Origin of the sequence: Prevotella heparinolytica (assembly GCF_002998535.1) — a bacterium.
Classification (GTDB): Bacteria; Bacteroidota; Bacteroidia; order Bacteroidales; family Bacteroidaceae; genus Bacteroides; species Bacteroides heparinolyticus.
The window spans coordinates 1655001-1679399 of record NZ_CP027234.1 but is presented as its reverse complement, the minus strand read 5'-3'; the positions used below and the strand labels follow the sequence as shown (position 1 = coordinate 1679399).

The window sequence follows — 24399 nt, the reverse complement described above, 5'->3', positions numbered from 1 at the left end:
CAATATTAAACATCTGATAATCAGAGATTCTTGATTTTGAAACACAAGCCTCTGGGTGAGGTTATCGACCTGCTTCTTATCCCGACCCCGGGTTAATTATTACGACCTTATATGTAATTATAAAACGTTTATATGGAGTTTTCTTCCTAATCTCTTTCTAATCTATATAAGGAAGCGGCAGGTTTTATCCGAGGGTGAGAAACTTTTCTTGTACCGCTACCGATGCCCCACATATCCTAAGACCTGTGTCGGGTTCGGGGGGGTGACTACGTTTCTTTATTACGGGGCACATTCTTTTTTCCTTACGATAAAATGCTCGTTTTCACGTTCTATTCTCTATCTTTGTGCCCGCGATGGAAAAGAACTCCTTGAAATATAGCGGATTGTTGGTGCTCCTTGTGGTAGGGGCATTGTTGTTGTTGCGTTTGTTGCCGGTGATTACGGTGGGCGGTCACACGTTGCGGCATGTAGATATACTTGGCGATTTGCGTCCTTCTTCTCCTCAAATAGAGGTAGTGGACAGCTTGCCGCCACCGCCCGTGGTGAAGCCGGCCTTCGTTGATACCTGTCGCACCGGGATGACCTGCATCGAAGATTATAGCGACTCCACGCTGCGTGGCATGACGGGCTTCTATCGTGCACTCGATGAACTTAGGGAAACACCACGTCCGGTACGCATCGCCTATTTTGGCGATTCTTTTATCGAAGCCGATATCCTGACGGCCGATTTGCGGGAGATGCTGCAAAAACGTTATGGTGGTTGCGGGGTGGGCTTTGTCACTATTACCTCCATGACCAGTGGCTTTCGTCCCACGGTGCGCCACTCTTTCGGCGGATGGCAGAGCCATTTCATTATGGATTCCGCTTTCTTCGACCGTCGCAAGCAAGGGGTTTCGGGGCATTACTTCGTGCCTCGTGCCAGGGCTTATGTGGAACTGAAAGGGCAGAACCGCTATGCCTCGTTGCTTGATACCTGCCGGCGTGCCTCCATCTTCTTTTATACTAAAGATACGCTTACCATTTCGGCTTGCATCAACCGGGGCGAAACGCTGACACGCACTTTCGACCCTGCTGACGGGCTGCAAGACATGACGGTGGAAGGCCGCATCGGGGCTGTGCGCTGGGCGGTAGACCGGGCAGACTCCACGTTGTTCTATGGCCTGGCAATGGACGGGCAGACGGGCATTGCGGTCGATAACTTTTCCCTGCGTGGCAGTTCGGGCCTTTCGTTGCGCTCGATTCCCATGCAGATGATGCGTGAGTTCAACGAGCATCGTCCTTACGATTTGATTATCCTGCAATTCGGTCTGAATGTGGCTACCGAGCGCGGACGGAATTACGACAAATACATTGCAGGCATGCAAACCACGGTGCAGCATCTGAAAGAGGCTTTTCCGCAGGCCGGCATTCTCATCGTCAGTGTGGGCGACCGCGATTATCGGACGCAGGACGGCGGTTTGCGCACCATGCCCGGCATTAAGAATCTGGTTCGTTACCAGCAGAATCTGGCAGCAGACGAGGCGGTAGCTTTCTGGAATATGTTCGAGGCGATGGGAGGCGAGGGCAGCATGGCAGGGCTGGTGCATGCCAAACCGTCGATGGCCAATTATGATTACACACACATCAACTTCCGTGGTGGAAAGCATTTGGCCGGATTGCTATACGAGGCACTGATTTACGGAAAGGAACAATACGACAGGAGGCGTGCCTATGAGCTGGAACCGTGAGGATAAGCATCGAAGTTTCGCCTGGCTTGCAGTTTGCTGCATGGTGGTGCTTTGGGGTTTTCTGCCTGCGCATCGGCTTTGTGCACAAGACGTGCTTCCTCCCCGCCCGCTTCCCGGTGTAGTGACAGCCGGTGCGGCTTATCTTGACAACAAGCGGTTGCCCGATACGGTATCTGTTCCTGAAGTTGTGATGCCGAAAGCGTTCCGACAACTGAAGAAGAACGGGTTGAACGACAGCCTCGGCATCCTTCATCCTTTCTGGGAGAAACTCCGCCTGGCACGTCTTGGCATTTCCACTGATACACTGCGCATCCTGCATGTGGGCGACAGCCATGTGCACGGACATATCTTTCCGCAAACCGTCGGCCAACTGATGCAGCAAGCATTCGGTCAGGTCTCTTATGCAGACATGGGCATCAACGGCGCCACTTGCGTCACATTTACCCGGCCGGACCGTATTGCCGAGATTGCATCCCTGAGTCCCGACTTGCTCATTCTTTCTTTTGGAACGAACGAGAGCCATGGCCGGGGATATGCCTCGCTGCCCCACTACCGGCAGATGGACGACCTTGTGCGTATGCTCCGCGACAGCCTGCCCGGAGTGCCTATGCTGATGACCACTCCTCCCGGTTCTTACGAGGGCTTTGGCCGGCGTAGGAGGCGTATGTATAAAGTCAATCCGCGTACGGCCATTGCCGTGCGCACCATCCAACGCTATGCCGATGAAAACGGGCTGGCCGTATGGGATATGTACGGCATTCTGGGTGGCGTCCGTCGCGCCTGCCTCAATTGGCAGGAAGCCGGATTGATGCGTCCCGACCATGTGCACTATATGCCCGAAGGCTATCTGCTGCAAGGAAAATTATTTTATCAAGCTCTCTTAAAAGCCTATAACGATTATGTGGAATATTGACGAATTCTTTTCCGGACTTGATATAGACCTGACCAAGCTGCGTGCTCTCCTGAGCTACGACCCGCAAGCACCGATGATATTCAGTAGCGGTATCTTCCTTTGGCTGTTCACCGCTTTCGTTCTGGTATATCTGCTGTTGCAGCGTCGCACCACGGCCCGGTTGCTGTTTGTCACGGCATTCTCTTACTACTTCTATTATAAGAGTAGCGGAACTTACTTCTTCCTGCTCGGCCTTGTCACGGTGAGCGATTTCTTCATAGCTCGTCTGATGGCCCGTGAAGCGAAGCCTTGGCTGCGGAAGGCATGGGTCACATTGAGCCTTGCCATCAATCTGGGCTTGCTATGCTATTTCAAATATACCAATTTCCTCGGTGAGTTCTTTGCTTCCATTACCGGAGGCACTTTCACTGCAATGGACATATTCCTGCCCGTGGGCATTTCCTTCTTCACTTTCCAATCGTTGAGCTATACCATTGATGTTTATCGCAGGGAAATCACGCCGCTCACCAATCTGTTGGATTATGCTTTCTATGTGTCTTTCTTCCCGCAATTGGTGGCAGGCCCTATCGTGCGTGCACGCGATTTCATCCCGCAAATCCGTCGTCCGTTGTTCGTTTCAAGCGAGATGTTCGGGCGTGGAATTTTCCTCATCGTGAGCGGTCTATTCAAGAAAGCCGTTATATCGGATTATATCAGCATTAACTTTGTAGAGCGTATATTCGATAATCCCACCCTCTATTCGGGTGTGGAGAATCTGATGGGTGTCTATGGCTATGCCTTGCAGATTTATTGCGACTTCTCCGGTTATAGCGACATGGCCATCGGCATTGCCTTGTTGCTGGGCTTCCATTTCAATATAAACTTCGATTCACCCTATAAGTCCGCTTCCGTTACGGAGTTCTGGCGCAGGTGGCACATCTCGCTGTCCGGTTGGCTGCGCGACTATCTCTACATCTCTTTGGGTGGCAACCGGAAGGGGAAAATACGCCAGTATGCCAACCTCATCATCACGATGTTTTTGGGCGGATTGTGGCATGGTGCTTCTTGGAACTTTGTCCTTTGGGGAATGATGCACGGCGTGGCTTTGGCGCTCCACAAAGTTTGGATGACGCTCACCGGACGCCGCAAAGGGGAACGGAGTGGCGGCATCCGCCGTTTCTTCGGCATACTCGTCACGTTCCATTTCGTTTGTCTCTGCTGGGTCTTCTTCCGCAATGCGGAGTTCTCCACGTCGATAGACATGCTGAGACAGATATTCACGACTTTCCGTCCGCAGCTCTTCCCACAGTTGGTAGAAGGCTATTGGGAAGTGTTTGCATTGATGGCGTTGGGCTATTTTCTGCATTTCGTACCCGATAGTTGGGAGCGCGTATGCACGAAATCCGTCATCCGCCTCCCCTTGTTGGGGAAGGCGGTGCTGATGGTACTGGTTGTTTACCTTGTCATCCAGATGAAGAGTGCGGAGATTCAGCCGTTCATCTATTTTCAGTTTTAAGCGGCACCGGGCTTTGTATATAGTAAACTGCTCTGCCCAAAGCTATCGCGGAGCATTGTCATATACGCTCTTCAACGTATATGAGGCATTATTGGAGAAATATCCCTTGCGCATCACCTCCACCACATCCTTGCCGTTGTTTACGTATGCTCCCGTGGCATGATTCACCAAACCGGAACATTCGCGTCCGGCACCCGGGTTGCCGTTGTCCCAATAGATCACGGCCATGCCGTGTGTACGTGCAGCCTTGCACACATATTCCAGATAGTATTTCCTGAACGATTCGGAACGGCTGTCGCTGCGGCGAACACAGCCCATTTCTCCTATATACACGGGTATGCCTTTCTCTACATAGGTCGTTCTTAAGGCGACGAATGTCTTTTCCAAGTGCTCTTCATCTCCCCATGTTTCCTTCTTGCCGGCGGCACCGGTGTGTCCCCATTCGGCGAACTTGTCTTCCAGAGTAAATGAGGCAGGGTCATAGTAATGTACCGATACCAGCAGCCTGTCCTTTGCCGGGTCGGTAGGAAGTTTCAGGTGCTGCATGGTCAGTTCCGGATTGGTGCAATAGCCGCTTATGCCCAGATAGCGGGTAGCGTTGTTTCCGCCGGTGGCGCGTACGGCATCTACAAACACCTGCTGCCATTGATTGAGTATGGCATATTGCTTGCCGCCGTCGGTACGGTTGGCGCCCCATCCCCATTTGCCGTCGTGAATTTCATTCAGCCCCTCGAAAACGAGGAACTCTCCTTTGTCCTTGAAGTATTCCGCTATTTGTGTCCACATGGCTTTGAGTCGTGCCTTGATGGAAGTATTTGCACTTGCGTTTTTTACAGCCTCCACGATGTTGAGCCAGCCGCCGGTGGTCGTCCCGTCCGCATTAGCCGTCCTATGTCCGTCGTGATGTATATTGATGATGGCTTTCAGACCGGCTTTCTCGGCATAGCCCACTACCTCTGCGGCACGGGCCAGCCAATCGGCGGAGATGATGTATGCGGGGGCTGCGCCCACTTTTCCCAACCAGGTGATGGGAATGCGCACCGATGTGAATCCGGCCTCTTTTATCCTGTTCAATGTCTCTTGTGTGGTTTTGCCGTTGCCCCACGACGTCTCGTTGGCCACCCCGTTGGCGTAGGCGTCAAGCTGATTGCCCAGATTCCAGCCTAATCCCAACTCTTTGGCCGCTTTCACGGCAGGCAGGTTCTCGTCTATCATCGGGTTTACCACCTGTATGTTTTTCTTCTCCTGACTGATGGTGACGGGCGTACTTTTTTCACCGGCCGTGATGGTGATGATGGCTTCACGGGCATTCCCTTCGTTGGCTTGTGCGGTAAACACGAACGAAGTCAGTTTGTCGAGCGGTGTGGACGATTTCAGTGTAATCCAATCAGCATTGGCTTGAGCCGTGGCTTTAGGCCACGACGAGACGCTGATGATGATTTCGCCTCCGGCAGCCGTCAGGCTTTGCGAAGATACACTTTTCACGGTCAGATAGGGCACTTCTTCTACGGCAGTGTTCGAAGAAGAGCAGGATAAGGTAGACATTGCCAATAGCATTGCCATTACCTTTTTCAGAGAGATTATTCTGGTACTCATACTTTGGTATATAGATTTATGCCGGCAAATATAATGAAAACAAGCGCATGAAAAGTTTGAATACTTACATATCGGGGTTTGAAACCTTACAAATAAAGAATAGTGGTTAGTAGCGAGCAAATGAGTGTATTTCTCCATTTACCAACCACTCATTACTAAGAGATAACCACCACTACCGCTTTTTTACGTATCGTCCCGGCTGAATACCGAAATATTTTTTGAATAACGTACTGAAATATTTGGCATTGACGAACCCCGTGCGTATGGAAGCGTCGCCCACGGAGACGCCTTGCAGCAGCAAGACGGCAGCCTGTTCAAGGCGAATCATGCGGATAAAGTCTTGTGGCGTATGTCCCGTGAGGGCTTTCAGTCGTTCGTGAAAGAGGGTGCGGCTCATGGCCATCTCCCGGCAGAGGCGATCTATGTTGAAATCGAGGTCATCCATGTGCTCGTTTACAATCTGGGTTGCCTTCTCCACAAAAGCACGGTCGGCGTCATTGGGCAGAGTGGGTGATGTCAATGTTTCGTCATCGGTTGTCGCTTGGTTTTCCGTTGCGGCAGTATGTTGCAGAGCAATCTGTGTATAGAACCGGCGCAAGCGTTTGCGATTGTCTATCTGCGCTTTCACCTTCGCTTTCAGCACGTCAATGTCAAACGGTTTGGCTATGTAGTCGTCCGCCCCTTTTTGGAATCCCTCTATGATGGCTGTGCGGTGCGTTTTGGCGGTGAGCAATATCACCGGTATGCCCGAAGTGCTTGGATTACTTTTTATCCGGTGGCACATTTCGTCGCCTTGCATACCCGGCATCATCACGTCCGACAAGATTAAGCCGGGGTATTGCGTCTCCATATATTTAAGGGCTTCTGCTGCGTTGGCTTTGTCTATCACCCGATAAAGCGGCTCGAAAATCTGTCGCATGTAGAGACGGAGCTCATTGTTGTCTTCTACGATGAGCAGGGAATCTTTGTCCGAGTCGTCCGGTTCGGCATTCTCTACGGTGGGGGCAATCTCCGTCATCAATGCTGCAACAGGCGGTGTAGCGTTTATGCCGTTGGCTTTGTCGAGAATGAGCGTAAAGTCCGAGCCCCGACCTACGGTGGACGTGAATTTGATGTCGCCCTTCATTAGCCCGGCCAGCCTTTTGGCTTGCAGCAGTCCCAGGCCGATGCCCGAAGCACCCGAACTGACGGCATTGCCGGCACGGAAAAAGCGGGTAAACAGCTTCTTCTGCTCTTGGGCAGAGATGCCTATGCCTGTGTCACTCACGGTTATTTTCAGCTTATTGCCTTCGGCCTCCACGTAGATACCAATGCTGCCCCCCGCAGGGGTATATTTCAGAGCATTAGACAGCAGGTTGCTAAGTATCCGGTTCAGTAGTTTGCCGTCTGCCCATACGTATAATTCGGGGGCGATGCTGTCCGTCCGCAAAGTCAGCTGTTGCTGCTGGCAGAGAGGCTGAAAGAGGATGACAAGTTCGCCTATGGTGTGAGCCAACGGCACGGGTTCCATCCGGGGAGCTGTGCCTGAATGGTCCATCTGCTCAAAGTCCAGCAGTTGCGACAGCATTTCCAGCAGTTTGTTGAGGTTGAAATGGGCTAACTTTACAGCCTGCATCGCTCCTTCATGAAGAGTGTGGTCGTGGCTGAGTTCGTCGAGCGGTGCTTTCACTAACGTCAGAGGGGTGCGTATGTCGTGTGCCACGCCTACGAAGAAGGCTATTTTCTCATTCATGTAGCGACGGGTCAGTTGTTGCTGCTTGTTTCTCACCACGACGACTATGATGCCGCACAACACCGCGAGGTATAGCAGCCAAGCCTGCCATGTGTTCCACCACGGTTGGCAAACCACGATTTTTACCCATCGCTTGCTTTGCACGAGTCCGCTATTGAGGCTGCGTGTCTGTATGCCGAGACGATACGTGCCCGGCGACACGTTGGTATAGCGTAGTTGCTCGTTGTCTGTCAGTTTATTCCAGCCACGGTCGAAGCCCTGAAGCATATATTCATATACAATGTCTCTTTGATAGCGGAAGCTCACTGACTCAAAACCCACGGTGAACGAGTTGTGTCGATACGACAGAACAATGCAACTGTCTGACAACATCCTCATCAGTTCGGGACACATGTTTGCCGATTCGCCGGTGTCGATATTGTCTATTCTGAAGTCGGTCAATTGCAATGAAGGAGTCCGATAGGACGTGAGCGAAATGTGGGGTTTGAATATTAGTACGCCTGTGGTGCTGCCCAATGCCACACGTCCGTCGGTAAGGAGGATGGCTGCCGAACGGTTGTAGAAGCGCGACATGGCATGCTCGAAGTTCTGGTTGTATATCTGCATGGACGGTTGTGCAGGTAGGCATGCCAACCCGTGGTCGGTTGTTATCCACAGCATCTTCTCTCTGTCAATGAGTAAGGCGCATACACGGTTGGAGGGTAGTCGTTGATCAGTACAGAATGTACGCCTTTCGGCAGTACGCAGGTTGTACAGGTAAAGACCTCCACCATCGCTGCCAAGCCACACTTGATCGTCGTTCGTAAACGCTATTGCCTGGATAAAGGCATTGAAGTCCTCTCCTTTATTGTCTGTACCTTTTAATAGATGGGTCTTTTCTCCGGTTCGCTTGTCTATCAGCACCAATCCGTCCACGGTTCCTATGGCCACGGTATGGATGTCTTTCTGCGCTATGCAGCGCGCTTTGGTCACGTCATACGGTTCCCAACTCCGGTCAGAGTGCTTCAGCAGCACAAGTTGGCTATCCATGTTGCCTACCCACAAGTCGCGGTCGGTGTCGAACAATACCACAGATAGGTAATTGGAAGGCAGGCCGCTGTTGCTGCTCAAGTAGTGCTGCACCACCTGTCCCCGTTGGTCAAGCAGAAACATCCCGTTGCCGTAAGTGCCTGCGGCAATCACTCCTTCCGGGGTGGCCGAGATGCTTACTACTACATTTCCCGTCAGGATTTGTCGGTACTGATTGGTGGTCGGGTGATAGATACTGATGCCGTTGTCCGTGGCAATCCATAACTCGCCCTTACTTGGCTCACAGAAAGCATTCACGTTGTCATCGGCCAGCGATGGCTCCACTCCTTCGCGATGGCGAAGCTGGGTAGTGGTATTCTCTTCAGGCATCATCAAGAATGCGCCGCCCGTATAAGTTGCCACCCAGATGTTACCCTCATGGTCGCGGCATAGAGAATATACCCCCATGGCGGTGAGCATGCTGTTGGAACGTGTAAAGAGGAGACTTGTATTGCCGCTCTGGCTGTCGAAAGTGTACACCCCGTCTCCGTCGAATCCCAAAAGTACGGTCGATGGTGTAGTTTCTATCATGGAACGGATGGGTGTGTGGGGCAAGGGACGGATACCGGCGGCATGTTCTTGCCAAGAACCGAGCTTGATGCGTTTTACTTCACCATTGACAGTTCCCGCCAATAACTGGTTGCCGGCTGTAGGACATAAAAGGCTCTGTATGTGAGTACCCGGGCAGAGGCGACGTATCAGTTTCCGCTCTTTGGAGTAGATGCGCAGGCCGGTCACAGTGCCCACGGCAATGCCTTGGGGTGTCTCTGTGATGTGGGTCACGTGGCAATCGTTGGCAATCGGTTCAGGCTCTTCGTTGGGGCGGCAACCGTACAGTCCCGTGGTGAGCCCTATCCATAATGATTCTTGCGAATCGATAAAAAGATTATTGAGGGTCAGTCCCGTATGGATATGCTCCGCCAAATCAATGTGCAGCTCAAAGCGGTCGGTAAGAGGGCTGTACTTATAGATTTTCCCCACATTATTATATACATAAAGAGAGTTGTCCGGACCTTTAGCAAGCATGGTGGTTGCTCCCGAAGCATCAGACATTTTTCTGTTGCCGTCCAGCACATAGCTTTTCATTAAGCGGCCGTTGTAGCGGTTAATGCCGTCGAGCGTTGCCATCCATACCGCTCCCGATTGGTCGGTGCTGATGGAGAATACGCGTTGGCTGTTCAATCCTTGCTCCATACCGAACTGCCGGCTGGAGAACCGTTGAGGATAGGTTGCCGCTTTCACGGAGTTTTTCCCGGGCACGAATAGGAGTAGGGTTAGTATAGCTATGATTTGCAAGGTGCGGATATACATCTCTTACGTCAAATGTTATTAGTTTGCAAAAATACATCAACCCGGCTAATGTTCAAAGTATTTGCGCCAATTAACGCGTCTCCGCTATGTTTTTTGCCGCTTCTTCCACCAAACGGTAGTTTTCGCAAAGCTTTTGGATGATGTCCTGCGGTATGTCCGTCATCACCCGGTACACCTTGCCGTCTGTACAGCGTAGGGTGGCCGGGGGCAGTTCCGCTTCTTTTTTTCTTTTCCTTGTCTCTTTTACCAATGGTACTTACCTTTGAGGTCTGTCCAGCCTTCTGATATAAGATGCCTGAGTTTGGGATAAGAAGCAGGGCGATAACCTCACACAGAGGCTTGTGTCTTAAAGCTAAAGCCCATTGGTTATCAGACGTTTATTCCTGCCCTGTCAGGCGCTTGTATCTGACGACTCAAACACTTGTGTCTGTCACGTCAGAGACTTGTGTCTGTCGGCTTGGACACTTGCGTCTGTCAAGACAAAGGATTGCAACTGTCAAACAGGGCGAGGGCGGCCGGTCTGAAAGGCTCTCTTCTCTTCTGCCTGACCGCTGTAAACCGGTGTGTTCAGGAAATATCCGCCCGACAGGATGCAGCCCCTCATCTTCAGCAAAAGCAACCGTCTATCCCGAATTCAGGTATAAGATAGAATCTTGAACATGTGCAGTATGGATTTATAGGGTTGATAATGTGCATGTAAAAATAAAATGTGAACCGTAAACAGAAAAAAGAGACCTGCTATTAAGACGGATATGTAGAGATTCAAACCCAATATGTAGGGAATCAAACCCTGTGGATGGATAGATTGATGACCTTTGCATGACGACCGAAAGTCTGATTACTAATATTATTATTGAATTATGAAAGTAAAGAATTGCAAAAACACGCTGTTTGGCGGTGCGCTTCTTCTCTGTTTGTGGGGAGGCCTGCCGCAAGCGCAAGCAGATTCACTTGAATGTTTGGCTGTGGAACAGCAAACAAGCAAGGTGACAGGTACTGTGAAGGACGAGTTTGGCCCGGTGATAGGTGCGTCTGTCGTGGAGAAAGGAACCGGAAACGGTGTTGTGACCGATATGGACGGTAAATTCAGTTTGAACGTCCGCCCCGGAGCCACGTTGGTCATCAGTTTTGTGGGCCATAAGCAGCAAGAAGTAAAAGCGGGCAGTGCTCCGCTGGATATTCAGCTCGAAGAAGACAGCAAGATGCTGAGCGAGGTGGTGGTCACCGCTTTAGGCATCAAGCGCGAACGCAAGGCGTTGGGTTATGGCGTGGCCGAGGTGCAAGGCGAGGCACTGACCAAAGCGAAAGAAACGAATGTGATAAATTCCATGGCTGGACGTGTGCCGGGATTGGTGGTGAGCCAGACGGCAGGTGGAGCTTCGGGCTCTTCGCGCGTCATCCTGCGCGGTAGCACCGAGATGACCGGCAACAACCAGCCTTTGTACGTGATAGACGGTGTGCCTTTGGATAATACGAACTTCGGCAGCGCCGGCACGTATGGCGGTTTCGACTTGGGCGACGGCATCTCCAGCATCAACCCCGACGACATAGAAAACATGTCGGTGCTGAAAGGCCCGGCCGCATCGGCTCTTTATGGCAGCCGCGCCAGTCACGGCGTGATTCTTATCACCACCAAACGGGCCAATAAAGACAAGGTGAGCGTGGAATACAACGGTACGCTGACCTTTGACACGCAGTTAGCCAAATGGAACGACATTCAGCAAGTGTATGGCATGGGAAGCAACGGCACATATCCCATCAACGCCGTGTCGAATACCAACATGAGCTGGGGAGCGAAAGCGGACGGAAGTAACGGACTGACCTATTATGACGGGCAGGAACGTCCATACCTCATCGTGCCCGACAACACTTCGGGCTTCTTCCGTACCGGATTCACTGCCACGAACAGTGCCATTATCGGCGTGAGCAACGGAAAGACGGGCATCCGCTTCACATATACGGACATGCGCAACAAGGATATTGTGCCTAAGACGCACATGAGCCGCGATATCTTCAACCTGCGTGCCAATACCACTGCCGGGAAGTTCGAACTGGACTTCAGCGGTAACTATACCCGCGAGGATGTGAAGAACCGTCCGGCACTGGGTGACAGCAAGTCGAACATCGGCAAGAACTTGATGACCTTGGCCACCACCTATGACCAGCAATGGCTCAGAACCTATCAGGATGCCAACGGCGAGTATGCCAACTGGAACGGAATGGACCCCTACAACGTAAACCCTTATTGGGATGTATATAAGAACTCGAATGTTTCAAAGAAAGACCAGTTCCGCTTTAACGGAAAGGCCGTTTGGAACATTGACCGGCACATCAAGATACAAGGAACGGTAGGTGCTGAGCTCAACTGGTTCATGTTCGAGGACTTCAAAGCGCCCACCACTCCGGGATATGAGGCAGGATATTTGCAGAACAACAGCTTCCGCAACCGCATGTACAATTTCGAGTTGCTGGCTCTGTACAACAACTCTTGGGGTGATTTCGACTTCAGCGCTACATTGGGTGGCAACGTATATAAGGTGAACAACCAGACCACCGTGACTACGGCTCAGGATATGAAGATACGTGACGTGGTGGCTCTAATGAGCTTCAACGAAGTGAGCGTGGAGCCTTACAGCTATCGCAAGCAGATAAACTCCGTGTATGGGGCAATCAACTTAGGATGGAAGCACATGCTTTATTTAGATGCCACCCTGCGCGGCGACCAGTCTTCTACGCTGCCTGTGGGCAACAACGTTTATGTATATCCCTCTTTCTCCGGTAGCTTCGTATTTTCCGAACTGCTGAAACTGGACGATAAACTGCCTTATGGTAAGGTTCGCATGTCGTGGGCACAGGTAGGTAATGATACCGACCCCTATCAGCTGGGATTGGTATACACTAAATCGAAGTTCGCCTATCCGAGCTACACCATCGGCTACATCAACAACGGCACTATTCCCAACAAGGACTTGAAACCCACGAAGACCAACTCAGTGGAACTGGGTCTGGAATTGAAGTTCCTGAAGAACCGTATTGGTTTGGACTTTACTTACTACAACCAGCTCAGCAAGAATCAGATCATGGGCATGGCCAACTCTTCAACTACGGGATACAGCTATCGCCTGATCAATGCTGGAGAGATTGAGAACAAGGGCATAGAGGTGGCTTTGAACACTCGCCCCGTTCAGACCAAAGACTTCTCTTGGGATTTGAACTTCAACTTCTCGAAGAACAGTAACAAGGTGAAGAAGCTGGTAGACGACATGGATATGTTTGAACTGGAGAAAGCCACATGGCTCGATGTGCAGGTGGCTGCCAAAGTAGGCGAGAACTTCGGCTCTATCGTGGGACCCGACTTCCAACGGAATGAGAATGGGGATATTCTCATCGACCCGGCCACCGGCCTGCCCATGTACGACAAGAGCAACCATGTATTGGGTAATGCTTCTTGGGACTGGACGGGCGGTCTCCATACCGGCTTCTCGTATAAGAACTTATCGTTTTCTGCCGTATTCGACGTGAAAGTGGGTGCCGACTTGTATTCCATGTCGGCACGTGCTGCTCACGAGACGGGCAAGAGCATGGCTACTTTGGCAGGCCGCGAAGAGTGGTATAGATCGGAAGAGGCACGTCAGGCTGCAGGTTATGCCAAGGACTCTCCGGAATGGAAGCCTACCGGTGGATTCGTTGCCCCGGGTGTGATAGCCAACGGCGATGGAACTTATCGTGAGAATGACATCGTCATCAGTCCCGAAAGGTATTGGATGAGCGTTGCCCGTAATGCCCCTTCGATGTTCATCTATGACAACTCGTACGTGAAGTGCCGCGAGATAACCTTGATCTATACGTTGCCCAACGCTTGGCTGAAACATCTGGTTAGCGGACTGACGGTTTCGTTCGTTGCCCGTAACCCGTTCATCGTTTGGAAGAACATTCCCAACATTGACCCGGACTCCAACTACAACAATACCACCGGTATGGGTATGGAGTACGGTTCACTGCCTTCGCGCAAGAGTTACGGCTTCAACGTCAATGTAAAGTTCTGAGAAGAGACCTTTTTACCGTTTAATACAATTAAAGAAGATAACAATGAAACACTATAAATCATATATAACACAGGTGTTGGTGGCATGCGCTCTGGTTTTTGCCTCGTGTAGCGACAGTTACATGGAAGACATGAATACCGACCCCTCTAAAGCTGCCGTCATCGACCCCAATGCGCAGCTCACTACCGTACAGTTGCAGACCTACGGTGATTTGGAAATGGTAGAGACGCTTCGCAGTTATGTCTACGCCTTTACCCAGCAATTGATGGGCTGCTGGAATACCACCAACTACGGCGGACGCCATACCCTCGACCTCAACGAGATGGGGCATATCTGGCAACGGTATTACCTGACCGGTGTCAAGAACATCACCGACGCGCAAGTGCGCACAGAGGGCGACGCCACGAAGGTGAATATCAATGCGGTGGTGCGCATTTATCGCGTGTATCTGATGTCGTTGCTGACCGACCTTTATGGCGATGTACCTTATTTCGAGGCAGGCAAGGGCTTTACCGATGGCAAGTTCACGCCTAAGTATGACACGCAGGAGGAAATCTACAGCGACTTCTTCGTGGAACTCGATGCAGCCGTAGTGGCTCTCGATGCAAGCAAAGACCGTATCACCGGCGACGTTATATATAAAGGTGACGTAAGCAAATGGAAGAAGCTTGCCAACTCCCTCCGCCTGCGCTACGCCATGCGTATATCCGATGCCGACCCACAGAAAGCGCAAACTGAATTTGAAAAGGCTTTGGCGGCAGATGGCGGTGTGATGACATCGGCTGCCGATGATGCGCTGATTGCTTACATGGATATCGCTTTCAGCTTTGGAGGCGATAGCTATTCGGATTACCGCCGCAACGCATTGTCGCAACGTCTGTATGGCAACGACCCCTTGAATAACCCCAGCTTTATCTGTTCTACGTTCTACAACGAACTGTACAATACGGGAGACCCTCGCTCTTCAGCGATGATCCGTTTCTACTTCGACAAGACGATGAGCACCACCGGTACGGAGGGACGTATCGACATCTCCGAAGAGGTGCTGGCCAAAGGCATGGCGCATCCGCGCGACCCCGGTGCCTTCTTCTATGATCCCTGGCCTTCGGGCTATGAGAGCGACCTCATAAAAGAACTTCAGAAAACCAATTCGGCCATTGAAAAGACAACGATGGATACCGAGACTGAACCTAAATTGGCCAGTAACTTTCTGAAAGGTGATAATCCGGGTGTGGTCATGACATCGGCTGAGGTGGACTTCTTGTTGGCCGAAGCTGCTTTGAAAGGTTGGAACGTTACGGGCTCGGTAGAGTCGCACTATAAGAAAGGTGTACGTGCCGCCATGAGCTTCCTTACGGACAATTACGATTGCGCTGTGGTGACCGATGCCGCATTCGATGCCTATATGAATAAGAATGGCATCGGCTATACGGTCGAACAGAAGAAAGCTTCCATCAACAAGCAGGCATGGATTCTGCACTTTACCAATCCGTTGGAGTGCTGGGCCAATCTACGCCGCTCCAACTATCCGCGCCTCAAATCACCTGCCGACTATGGTTTCAGTCAAGTGCTGACCGGTGGTGCGGAGATTCCTGTTCGCTTGTGCTATCCTGTGCTTGAGTCTTCGTACAACAAGAAGAATTACGAGGAGGCATTGAGCCGCATGGGTGGCAACAATAGCTGGAACACGCCGGTGTGGTGGGATAAAAACAATGCTCAATAAACCTGTTCAATATCAAATTAAGTATCAATATGAAGAAGATATATATCATGCTGCTTACCATGTTGGCGTTCAACGCCCTTTTTACGGGATGCAGCACGGAAGAACCATTCTCTACCGCGACGATCAACGATGACCCGCGCATTCTCGACCCCATCTTTCCCGACCGGATTAATGGAAACCTGCCTACGGTCGCCAACTTCAGACGGGACGGTAAGTTCTCGATGAAACTCACCGTTACACCTGCCGATTATACCACAGTGAAGTGGCTAATTGACGGTGAGGAGGTGGCCACCGGCACAGAAATCGAGAAGGAATTCCTGACCGGGACTTATCACCTCAAGATTACGGCTACCACCGATACCGGCAAATCTACTTATCGTGAAGGAATCATTCAGGTGAATCCGTTGGCAGATGATCCGGATGCCATCTCGGTAGGATTTGAGAGGATTGTATCTCCAGGTAATAAAGCCTGTTTTTATGGAAACAACCTCAACAAAGTGAAAGGCATCCTGATTGGAGACACGCCTGCCACAGACGTAACCTATGTGGAAACCGAAGAAGGTGCTTATGTGGAATATACTGTGCCGGCAGAGTTGTCCGAAGGCGATTATCGTGTTCGTCTTGTCGATGCGGCGGGTATGGAGTATGGTGCCAACACCGTGAAGCTGACGAAGGGTGCCATGATTACGGCAGGTGCCGACCGTGCCACTGCTGCGGCAGAATGGGTAATGACCGGTATTAATCTGGATGCTGTTGCTTCCATCACTGTGAAGGACGTAGAAGTGACGAAGTTCGTGGAGCAGACTGCTGGTACATTGAAACTGGTATGCCCGGAAATGGCAGAAGGGACGTACAAGGTGACCGGTAATACCCGGAGCGGTGAGAGCGTGCAGTTTTATACCAACGGTGAGGTGGCAACGGAACTGACTGTTACTATTTCGGCCGAAAAGGCTTTGTGGGCAGGACATCACTATGTATCTTGGGATAAACCCGATGGTGATCCGAACAAGACGTTCAATCTCATACCGAAAGATGTGATGGTAGCTATTAAACCGGGTAGCATCCTGCGCGTTTATTACTCGGTGGAACCTTCGGCCGAATATCATCAGTTGCAGCTTGCCACAGGTTGGTGGACGGGGCTGATGGATAAGATTGAGTTCGGAGCAGGGGGTGTTTATGCACTCACCATCACGCAGGAAATCATAGATAGGATGAATGAGCAGGATGGATTCCTCTGCGTAGGGCATGGTTATTATGTTGATTTGGTAACAATTCAATAAAAGAAGAGTTTGCAATGAAGATGAAGAATCGTATATTACGCTTTGTGCTCTTCCTTCCTTTGATGACGACGAGCCTTAGCGCACAAGTTCTTTTGTATCAGGATCCCGACGCACCCATCGAAGAGCGCGTCGAAGATGCGCTGAGCCGAATGACGCTGGAGGAGAAAGTGGCACTTTGCCATGCGCAAAGCAAGTTCTCATCGGCTGGTGTGCCTCGGCTGGGCATTCCCGAAGTGTGGATGAGCGACGGACCTCACGGGGTGCGCCATGAGTTTGAGTGGGACAGTTGGAACTATGCCGGATGGACCAACGACTCCATTACGGCCTTTCCCGCCCTTACGGCTCTTGCCGCTACTTGGAATCCTGACATGGCGGCGCTTTATGGCAAAGCCATCGGTGAGGAGGCACGCTATCGCAAGAAGGATGTGCTGCTGGGTCCCGGAGTGAATATCTATCGCACGCCGCTCAACGGACGCAACTTCGAGTACATGGGCGAAGACCCTTACTTGGCGGGAACGCTGGTAGTACCTTATATAAAGGAGTTGCAGAAGAACGGCGTGGCGGCATGTGTGAAGCATTTCGCACTGAACAATCAGGAACGCTGGCGAGGTACGATCGATGTGGAGGTGAGCGACCGTGTCCTCTACGAAATCTATTTGCCTGCTTTCAAAAAAACTGTCGTAGAGGGAGGCGCATGGAGCATCATGGGTGCTTATAACAAATATCGTGGTGAGCACTGTTGCCACAACGCCCGCCTGCTCAATGACATCCTGCGTGGCGAATGGGGTTTTGACGGTTGTGTCATCACCGACTGGGGTGGTACTCACGATACCAAAGAGGCTGCTTTCAATGGGCTTGACATCGAAATGGGTTCGTATACCAATGGTTTGTCCTCAGACAACAGTCTGGGCTATAACTGTTATTATTTGGCCGACCCCTATCTGGCGATGCTGAAGAAAGGCGAACTGCCGATGTCAACAGTAGAAGCAAAGGCACGGAACGTCCTCCGCATGATTTTCCGGACTTCGCTGAACCATTATAAACCGTATGGCTCACTTTGTACCACCGAGCACTATGAGGTGGCTAAGGTGATAGGCGACGAGTCCATTGTGCTTTTGAAGAATAACGGTATCTTGCCGTTGGAAGCCGGTAAGTATGAGAGGATTCTTGTGGTGGGCGACAATGCCACCCGTCGGCTTACCGATGGCGGTGGTTCGTCGGAATTGAAGCCCAAAGACCTGATTTCTCCCCTCGATGCGCTACGTGCCCTTTATGGCGACAAAGTGGATTACGCTCAAGGCTACATCTGTGGCTACCCTTTCTTTGGCCACGAAGAGGTGATTCCGCAGCACGTGATGGATTCGTTGCGTGCCGAAGCGGTGGAAAAGGCTCGCCGGGCCGATGTAATCATCTACGTGGGTGGGTTGAACAAGAACGCTTTTCAGGACTGTGAGTCTACCGACCGCCGGTCGTACCACCTTCCTTTTGCGCAGGACGAACTGATAGAGGCGCTTCTGGCCGTCAATCCCAATCTGGTGATGGCGAATATCAGCGGCAATGCCTATGCCATGCCGTGGCTGAAGAAAGTCCCCGCCGTGCTGCATATCTCCTATTTGGGAACAATGGGGGGAGCGTCGATAGCCGATGTCATCAGTGGCAAAGTTAATCCTTCGGGCAAGCTGCCTTACTCTTTCCCGGTGAAGCTGACCGATTGCTCCGCCCACGCATTCGATGTGAGTGCCTATCCGGGTGTGGATGTGGATGGAGTGGATGGCCAATCCCTGACGGATTATCAGCGCACCGTGGGTGTCAATCCTAAGCAAGAGTATAAGGAGGATATTCTGGTGGGCTATCGTTGGCACGACACGAAGAAGATTCCCGCTCTCTTCGGCTTCGGGCATGGATTGAGCTATACTTCCTTCAAATATGGCAAATCGAGCTTGTCGGCAAAGGAGATGAGTGAGGAAGGTTTCGTCAAACTGACAGTGCCTGTCACCAACACCGGTACGCTGGTGGGCAAGGAAGTGGTGCAAGTCTATATCGGCGACCCTGTGTGCAGCGTGTTGCGCCCGCTCAAGGAGTTGAAACACTTTGCCAAAGTGGAAATCAATCCGGGCGAAACGGTGTCGGTGGAGTTTACAATCACGGCAGACGACCTCAAGTTCTTTGACGAGGTAGGTCATCGCTGGGTGGCTGAGCCGGGAGTGTTCAATGTGTATGTAGGTGCTTCGTCTACTGATATTCGCGGCACTCACTCATTTAAGTATATAGAAAATAAGAAGTAAGAACTGTTTCCCTTTAAATTCTGGTAAATCCTGAAGAAGTGGCAACACGTCTTCAGGATTTTCTGTTAAAAAAGGATTGCTCTTTCGACTTATCTTTCTATGGTTTGCGTTTGTGCACTGATAGCTGCCTGTACGTGCTTGGGATAATAGATGCTGTTTCCGCTTGTCTCTTAAAGAGAGAATTGAATGTAAAAGGATTATGGGTGTTATAATCGTTTACCGATGTTCGTTTCTTTCTGGAGGTAATTCAAAAGAGGAATATACCCTTGCGAGAACTACTTCTGAGAGGGGGTGGGATCAGTAAGGAACTGATGTACCTTCAGTATACGACTGATGCCACATCAGTATACGACTCATGTACCCTCTATATAGGAGTGAATAACTCTCGCCAGTTTGCTCAACTCTTTCTTAAGGAGAAATGACAATATATTTTCCTAATCGAAAAGAAATCTGTGGAGGCTTGACAGGACGTTCTACTTGCCCCAAATATCCCGACTGTGTGGCATTTCACAGCAAAAACACAGGGGAAGATGAAAACGGATAGTGAAAAATAGGTTCTTCTATTATTCTTATATTATCTTTGCTCCGTAAACCATAAAAGAAACTTTGTATGAGCCATAAATCTTTCGTACTGTTTATCGCACTTTTTCTCTCCTTTGCTTCGGGCCTTTCGGCACAGAAAAAAGTGTCCGTTCTGGGCGATTCTTATTCCACTTACGGAGGTTACGTTACTCCTGCCACCAATCTCTGTTGGTACAACGGTGTCGATGGCGGCAAGAACAAGCAGAATGATGTGAAGGCGGTAGAGCAAATGTGGTGGCATCATTTCATCCGCGAGCATGGTTACCGGCTGGAATGCAATAACTCTTATTCCGGCTCCACCGTCTGCCTCACGGGATATAGAAAAGAGGATTTTTCCGATCGTGCTTTTATCACCCGCCTTTTGAATCTTGGGCATCCTGATATTATCTTCGTCTTTGGCGGCACCAACGATAGCTGGGCAGCTGTGCCCATCGGCGAATACAAGTATGCCGGCTGGACAAAAAGTGAACTTTATAGCTTTCGTCCGGCTTTCTGCTACCTGCTTGCTTCTTTGAAGGAACTCTATCCCGATGCTTGTATTTATAATATTACCAATTCGGGGTTATCCGATGTTATCACCTCTTCCATGGATGAAATCTGCCGTCATTATGGTGTTACGAATATCCGTCTGAAGAATATCGACAAGCAGTTGGGGCATCCTTCCGTTGAAGGGATGAAAAGCATCAGTAAACAATTGTGGCAAGCTATTGCTCCTGAAAAATAGCTTTAGCTGTTTTCGTGGGCAGAAAGTCTGTTTCAGGGGCTGGTTCCTATGTGGCATGGTGAATCAAGCCCTTTTCTTTGCACCTCTTTTTTTAGAGCCTACTCTTTTTATTGCATCTCTTCACTTATTCTTTTTCTCCGTTCTTTTTCCATTCCTTTCTTGTAATTTGATGCCGGTTTCTTCCCGCCGCCTTCTTTCCTGTATCCTTGTTTCTATTGGTGATTTTTTTTACCTTCTGTATTTCTTTTCCTTTCTCTTTTTGATCCCCTCTTTTACCCCTGTCAGAAGTACTTCCGGCAGGGGTACAATCAGTCGCCGACTGATTCCCTTTCGTTCAAGGAGTGAGTCCGCCTCAGTCGTCAGCCGGTCTTTCTTCCTCCGTTTTTTGTAAAATAAAATGGGCGCATGTTGTGTAGTGTCCTTTTTCCCTCCGCACCTTCCCCTTTTTTCCCGTGCTTTCCCCCGTATCGTCTCCGTATCCGATCCCCGTCGCCTCTTTGTGTTCCCTCCTCTTCCTCCTGCATGGGGAGCGTCCTTAAGCCGTCCCTTCCTCCTTTCTCTCGCGCACGTATATATTATAATGTGTCCCTTCCCCTTCCTTCCTTTGCTCCCCTTTCTTTTTCTTCTCTTGGATTCCTTTGTCATTCAGCCTTTTAAGCCGTTCCCCGTATTTTCTTTTAAAAAAAGTTCCTTGTATATTTTGCGATGTTTCCCTTAAGTTCTACTTTTGCATCCGCTTTCGGCAACGGGGGCACGGGTGCTTTGACATGATGGTTTGCAGGATGCCGCAAGCGGCTTTCGTTTCCCTTTATTTTCCTCCCCTTTCGCACAGAGAGCGTCGGCGGGAAATAAAAAAGAAAAAAACTTCCGCAATAATTTGGAAGATATCGATAAAAGTCCTTACCTTTGCATCCGCTTTCCCGTTAGGGTCGGCACCATCGATCTTTGAATAGATTTACATAAACAATACAAGTAGTACAAGAGCAAGGCTTGTTTCCCGTAAAATGCGGGGATCGGTCTTGGGTAAAACAGAAGAACCGTCAATGTCCCTTATGTATTTTATACGTATGGGGTCCGCATTGGTAACTTCTTTAAATTTTCGGATGTCCTGAACAGAGCAAACGGGATTCCTTCCTTCCCCTGACCAAGGGGTCGGGTCATGTGAATCCCAATCGATACTTTTACAATGAAGAGTTTGATCCTGGCTCAGGATGAACGCTAGCTACAGGCTTAACACATGCAAGTCGAGGGGCAGCATGGGCTTAGCTTGCTAAGCCCGATGGCGACCGGCGCACGGGTGAGTAACACGTATCCAACCTTCCGGTAACTCCGGTATAGCCTTTCGAAAGAAAGATTAATCCCGGATAGTATGGTGATTCCGCATGGTTTCTCCATTAAAGGATTCCGGTTACCGATGGGGATGCGTTCCATTAGGCAGTTGGCGGGGTAACGGCCCACCAAACCTACGATGGATAGGGGTTCTGAGAGGAAGGTCCCCCACATTGGAACTGAGACACGGTCCAAACTCCTACGGGAGGCAGCAGTGAGGAATATTGGTCAATGGGCGGAAGCCTGAACCAGCCAAGTAGCGTGAAGGATGACTGCCCTATGGGTTGTAAACTTCTTTTATAAGGGAATAATTGTGGGTACGCGTACCCATTTGCATGTACCTTATGAATAAGGATCGGCTAACTCCGTGCCAGCAGCCGCGGTAATACGGAGGATCCGAGCGTTATCCGGATTTATTGGGTTTAAAGGGAGCGTAGGCGGGCGCTTAAGTCAGCTGTGAAAGTTTGGGGCTCAACCTTAAAATTGCAGTTGATACTGGGTGCCTTGAGTGCAGTATAGGCAGGCGGAATTCGTGGTGTAGCGGTGAAATGCTTAGATATCACGAAGAACTCCTATTGCGAAGGCAGCTTGCTGGAGTGTAACTGACGCTGATGCTCGAAAGTGTGGGTATCAAACAGGATTAGATACCCTGGTAGTCCACACAGTAAACGATGAATACTCGCTGTTTGCGATATAGGGCAAGCGGCCAAGCGAAAGCGTTAAGTATTCCACCTGGGGAGTACGCCGGCAACGGTGAAACTCAAAGGAATTGACGGGGGCCCGCACAAGCGGAGGAACATGTGGTTTAATTCGATGATACGCGAGGAACCTTACCCGGGCTTGAATTGCAACCGAATTATCCGGAAACGGGTAAGCCGCAAGGCGGTTGTGAAGGTGCTGCATGGTTGTCGTCAGCTCGTGCCGTGAGGTGTCGGCTTAAGTGCCATAACGAGCGCAACCCTTATCCACAGTTACCATCAGGTGATGCTGGGGACTCTGTGGAGACTGCCGTCGTAAGATGCGAGGAAGGGGGGGATGACGTCAAATCAGCACGGCCCTTACGTCCGGGGCTACACACGTGTTACAATGGGGGGTACAGCAGGCAGCTCGGCGGCGACGCCCGGCCAATCCCTAAATCCCCTCTCAGTTCGGACTGGAGTCTGCAACCCGACTCCACGAAGCTGGATTCGCTAGTAATCGCGCATCAGCCACGGCGCGGTGAATACGTTCCCGGGCCTTGTACACACCGCCCGTCAAGCCATGAAAGCCGGGGTACCTGAAGTGCGTAACCGTCCAGGAGCGCCCTAGGGTAAAACCGGTGATTGGGGCTAAGTCGTAACAAGGTAGCCGTACCGGAAGGTGCGGCTGGAACACCTCCTTTCTGGAGTGATGTCCTTAATTTATTTATAGGAGTCCGGTTCTTTTGTTTTGTGCTGCTTGTTTTGTTTATCCTAATAAAGAGAAAGTAGAAGCCGGGCCTTTTTCCATGGCCGGGGTTTGACTGACAGTCCTATAGCTCAGTTGGTTAGAGCGCTACACTGATAATGTAGAGGTCGGCAGTTCAACTCTGCCTGGGACTACCCTTTTTTTGGGGGGGATTAGCTCAGCTGGCTAGAGCACCTGCTTTGCAAGCAGGGGGTCAACGGTTCGAATCCGTTATTCTCCACATATTCCCGTGTTTTCGGGTATTACGATCTTTGACATGATGCGAACAAGAAAAAAGTAAAGTTAAAGCTGAAAGTATATATCGACCTTTCAAATGTGTCGGTAAGATAAAAAAGCAATTAAGGGCACATGGCGGATGCCTTGGCTCTCGGAGGCGATGAAGGACGTGATAAGCTGCGATAAGCCGCGGGTAGGTGCAAATGACCTTTGATCCGCGGATTTCCGAATGGGACAACCCGCCACCTTGAAGGGGTGGCATCTGCCTATGGCAGAGGCTAACGCAGGGAACTGAAACATCTTAGTACCTGCAGGAAAAGAAAATAAACAATGATTCCCCCAGTAGTGGCGAGCGACCGGGGAATAGCCCAAACCATGGGTGTTACGGCATCCATGGGGTTGTAGGACCACGTCGTGGCACGCGTGACGGTGAGTGGAACTGCCTGGAAAGGCAGGTCATAGAGGGTGATAACCCCGTACACGAAGCCGTTTCCAGCCTAGTGGTATCCTGAGTAGCGCGGGGCACGAGGAATCCTGCGTGAATCTGCCGGGACCATCCGGTAAGGCTAAATACTCCCGAGAGACCGATAGTGGACCAGTACCGTGAGGGAAAGGTGAAAAGCACTTCGAACAGAAGAGTGAAATAGTTCCTGAAACCATGTGCCTACAAGCGGTCGGAGCCGTGTTTCCACGGTGACGGCGTGCCTTTTGCATAATGAACCTACGAGTTACTTTTTCCGGCGAGGTTAAGGGTCTTTAGCCCCGGAGCCGAAGCGAAAGCGAGTCTTAATAGGGCGTTCGAGTCGGAAGGAGTAGACGCGAAACCAAGTGATCTACCCTTGGGCAGGTTGAAGGATGGGTAACACCATCTGGAGGACCGAACCGATAAGCGTTGAAAAGCTTCCGGATGACCTGAGGGTGGGGGT

The 24399-nt window shown here is 50.8% G+C and carries 12 protein-coding genes, 2 tRNA genes and 2 rRNA genes (1 of these 16 cut by a window edge); 12 read left to right on the top strand and 4 right to left on the bottom strand.

What is annotated here, in order from left to right:
• Window positions 1-353 precede the first annotated feature (353 nt).
• Genes C3V43_RS06945 through C3V43_RS06935 form a run of 3 tightly spaced genes read left to right on the top strand, consistent with a single transcriptional unit; the run spans window position 354 to window position 4135 of the window.
• Window positions 354-1727, top strand: coding sequence for an SGNH/GDSL hydrolase family protein (locus tag C3V43_RS06945; protein WP_106069176.1), 1374 nt, complete (start codon window positions 354-356; stop codon window positions 1725-1727).
• Window positions 1711-2640, top strand: a complete 930-nt coding sequence (locus C3V43_RS06940; protein ID WP_106069175.1) for an SGNH/GDSL hydrolase family protein — start codon at window positions 1711-1713, stop codon at window positions 2638-2640. Before C3V43_RS06945 ends, C3V43_RS06940 begins: the two co-directional genes overlap by 17 nt.
• Window positions 2627-4135, top strand: coding sequence for an MBOAT family O-acyltransferase (locus C3V43_RS06935; protein ID WP_106069174.1), 1509 nt, complete (start codon window positions 2627-2629; stop codon window positions 4133-4135). The genes C3V43_RS06940 and C3V43_RS06935 overlap by 14 nt, the downstream gene beginning before the upstream one ends.
• Before the next feature lie 42 nt (window positions 4136-4177).
• Here the strand turns inward: C3V43_RS06935 and C3V43_RS06930 are convergent, their stop codons facing one another.
• From C3V43_RS06930 to C3V43_RS06920, 3 genes are all read right to left on the bottom strand, one after another.
• Window positions 4178-5731, bottom strand: a complete 1554-nt coding sequence (locus C3V43_RS06930) for a cellulase family glycosylhydrolase (protein WP_164996223.1) — start codon at window positions 5729-5731, stop codon at window positions 4178-4180.
• Window positions 5732-5903: 172 nt separating this feature from the next.
• Window positions 5904-9773 carry a hybrid sensor histidine kinase/response regulator transcription factor gene (locus tag C3V43_RS06925; protein WP_164996222.1) on the bottom strand — a complete coding sequence of 1290 codons (3870 nt, stop codon included), beginning with the start codon at window positions 9771-9773 and terminating at the stop codon, window positions 5904-5906.
• Window positions 9774-9912: 139 nt separating this feature from the next.
• Entirely contained in the window at window positions 9913-10092 is a 180-nt protein-coding gene (locus C3V43_RS06920; RefSeq protein WP_106069171.1) for a hypothetical protein, read from the bottom strand.
• A gap of 610 nt (window positions 10093-10702) precedes the next feature.
• Here C3V43_RS06920 and C3V43_RS06915 point away from each other — a divergent pair.
• From C3V43_RS06915 to C3V43_RS06895, 5 genes are all read left to right on the top strand, one after another.
• On the top strand, window positions 10703-13888 hold the full coding sequence (locus C3V43_RS06915; protein ID WP_106069170.1) for a SusC/RagA family TonB-linked outer membrane protein: 3186 nt from the start codon (window positions 10703-10705) through the stop codon (window positions 13886-13888).
• A gap of 43 nt (window positions 13889-13931) precedes the next feature.
• Entirely contained in the window at window positions 13932-15611 is a 1680-nt protein-coding gene (locus tag C3V43_RS06910; protein WP_106069169.1) for a SusD/RagB family nutrient-binding outer membrane lipoprotein, read from the top strand.
• A 29-nt stretch (window positions 15612-15640) separates the two neighbouring features.
• Window positions 15641-16891: a hypothetical protein gene (locus tag C3V43_RS06905; RefSeq protein ID WP_106069168.1), complete on the top strand. Its 1251-nt coding sequence runs from the start codon at window positions 15641-15643 to the stop codon at window positions 16889-16891.
• A 20-nt stretch (window positions 16892-16911) separates the two neighbouring features.
• Complete coding sequence (locus C3V43_RS06900) at window positions 16912-19176, top strand: glycoside hydrolase family 3 C-terminal domain-containing protein (protein ID WP_106070494.1); 2265 nt, start codon at window positions 16912-16914, stop codon at window positions 19174-19176.
• A 610-nt stretch (window positions 19177-19786) separates the two neighbouring features.
• Window positions 19787-20482, top strand: a complete 696-nt coding sequence (locus C3V43_RS06895; RefSeq protein ID WP_106069167.1) for an SGNH/GDSL hydrolase family protein — start codon at window positions 19787-19789, stop codon at window positions 20480-20482.
• A gap of 228 nt (window positions 20483-20710) precedes the next feature.
• On the opposite strand, the gene C3V43_RS06890 is transcribed toward C3V43_RS06895, so the two are convergent.
• The gene (locus C3V43_RS06890; RefSeq protein ID WP_106069166.1) at window positions 20711-21127 is read right to left on the bottom strand and encodes a hypothetical protein; all 417 of its coding nucleotides are present in this window, start codon (window positions 21125-21127) and stop codon (window positions 20711-20713) included.
• 538 nt (window positions 21128-21665) lie between these two features.
• On the opposite strand from C3V43_RS06890, the gene C3V43_RS06885 reads away from it, so the two are divergent.
• From C3V43_RS06885 to C3V43_RS06870, 4 genes are all read left to right on the top strand, one after another.
• Window positions 21666-23192 (top strand): 16S ribosomal RNA (locus C3V43_RS06885).
• 125 nt (window positions 23193-23317) lie between these two features.
• Window positions 23318-23391: transfer RNA gene (locus tag C3V43_RS06880), tRNA-Ile, on the top strand.
• Between the two features lie 12 nt (window positions 23392-23403).
• Window positions 23404-23477: transfer RNA gene (locus C3V43_RS06875), tRNA-Ala, on the top strand.
• Window positions 23478-23585: 108 nt separating this feature from the next.
• Window positions 23586-24399 (top strand): 23S ribosomal RNA (locus C3V43_RS06870); it runs 2076 nt beyond the window's last position.
• Together the 16S and 23S rRNA genes with 2 tRNA genes alongside form the textbook arrangement of a ribosomal RNA operon.

Coding starts and splice junctions, on each gene's coding strand:
- C3V43_RS06945 (WP_106069176.1), top strand. CDS start 354: ATGGAAAAGAACTCCTTGAAATATAGCGGATTGTTGGTGCTCCTTGTG.
- C3V43_RS06940 (WP_106069175.1), top strand. CDS start 1,711: ATGAGCTGGAACCGTGAGGATAAGCATCGAAGTTTCGCCTGGCTTGCA.
- C3V43_RS06935 (WP_106069174.1), top strand. CDS start 2,627: ATGTGGAATATTGACGAATTCTTTTCCGGACTTGATATAGACCTGACC.
- C3V43_RS06930 (WP_164996223.1), bottom strand. CDS start 5,731: ATGAGTACCAGAATAATCTCTCTGAAAAAGGTAATGGCAATGCTATTG.
- C3V43_RS06915 (WP_106069170.1), top strand. CDS start 10,703: ATGAAAGTAAAGAATTGCAAAAACACGCTGTTTGGCGGTGCGCTTCTT.
- C3V43_RS06910 (WP_106069169.1), top strand. CDS start 13,932: ATGAAACACTATAAATCATATATAACACAGGTGTTGGTGGCATGCGCT.
- C3V43_RS06905 (WP_106069168.1), top strand. CDS start 15,641: ATGAAGAAGATATATATCATGCTGCTTACCATGTTGGCGTTCAACGCC.
- C3V43_RS06900 (WP_106070494.1), top strand. CDS start 16,912: ATGAAGAATCGTATATTACGCTTTGTGCTCTTCCTTCCTTTGATGACG.
- C3V43_RS06895 (WP_106069167.1), top strand. CDS start 19,787: ATGAGCCATAAATCTTTCGTACTGTTTATCGCACTTTTTCTCTCCTTT.
- C3V43_RS06890 (WP_106069166.1), bottom strand. CDS start 21,127: ATGACAAAGGAATCCAAGAGAAGAAAAAGAAAGGGGAGCAAAGGAAGG.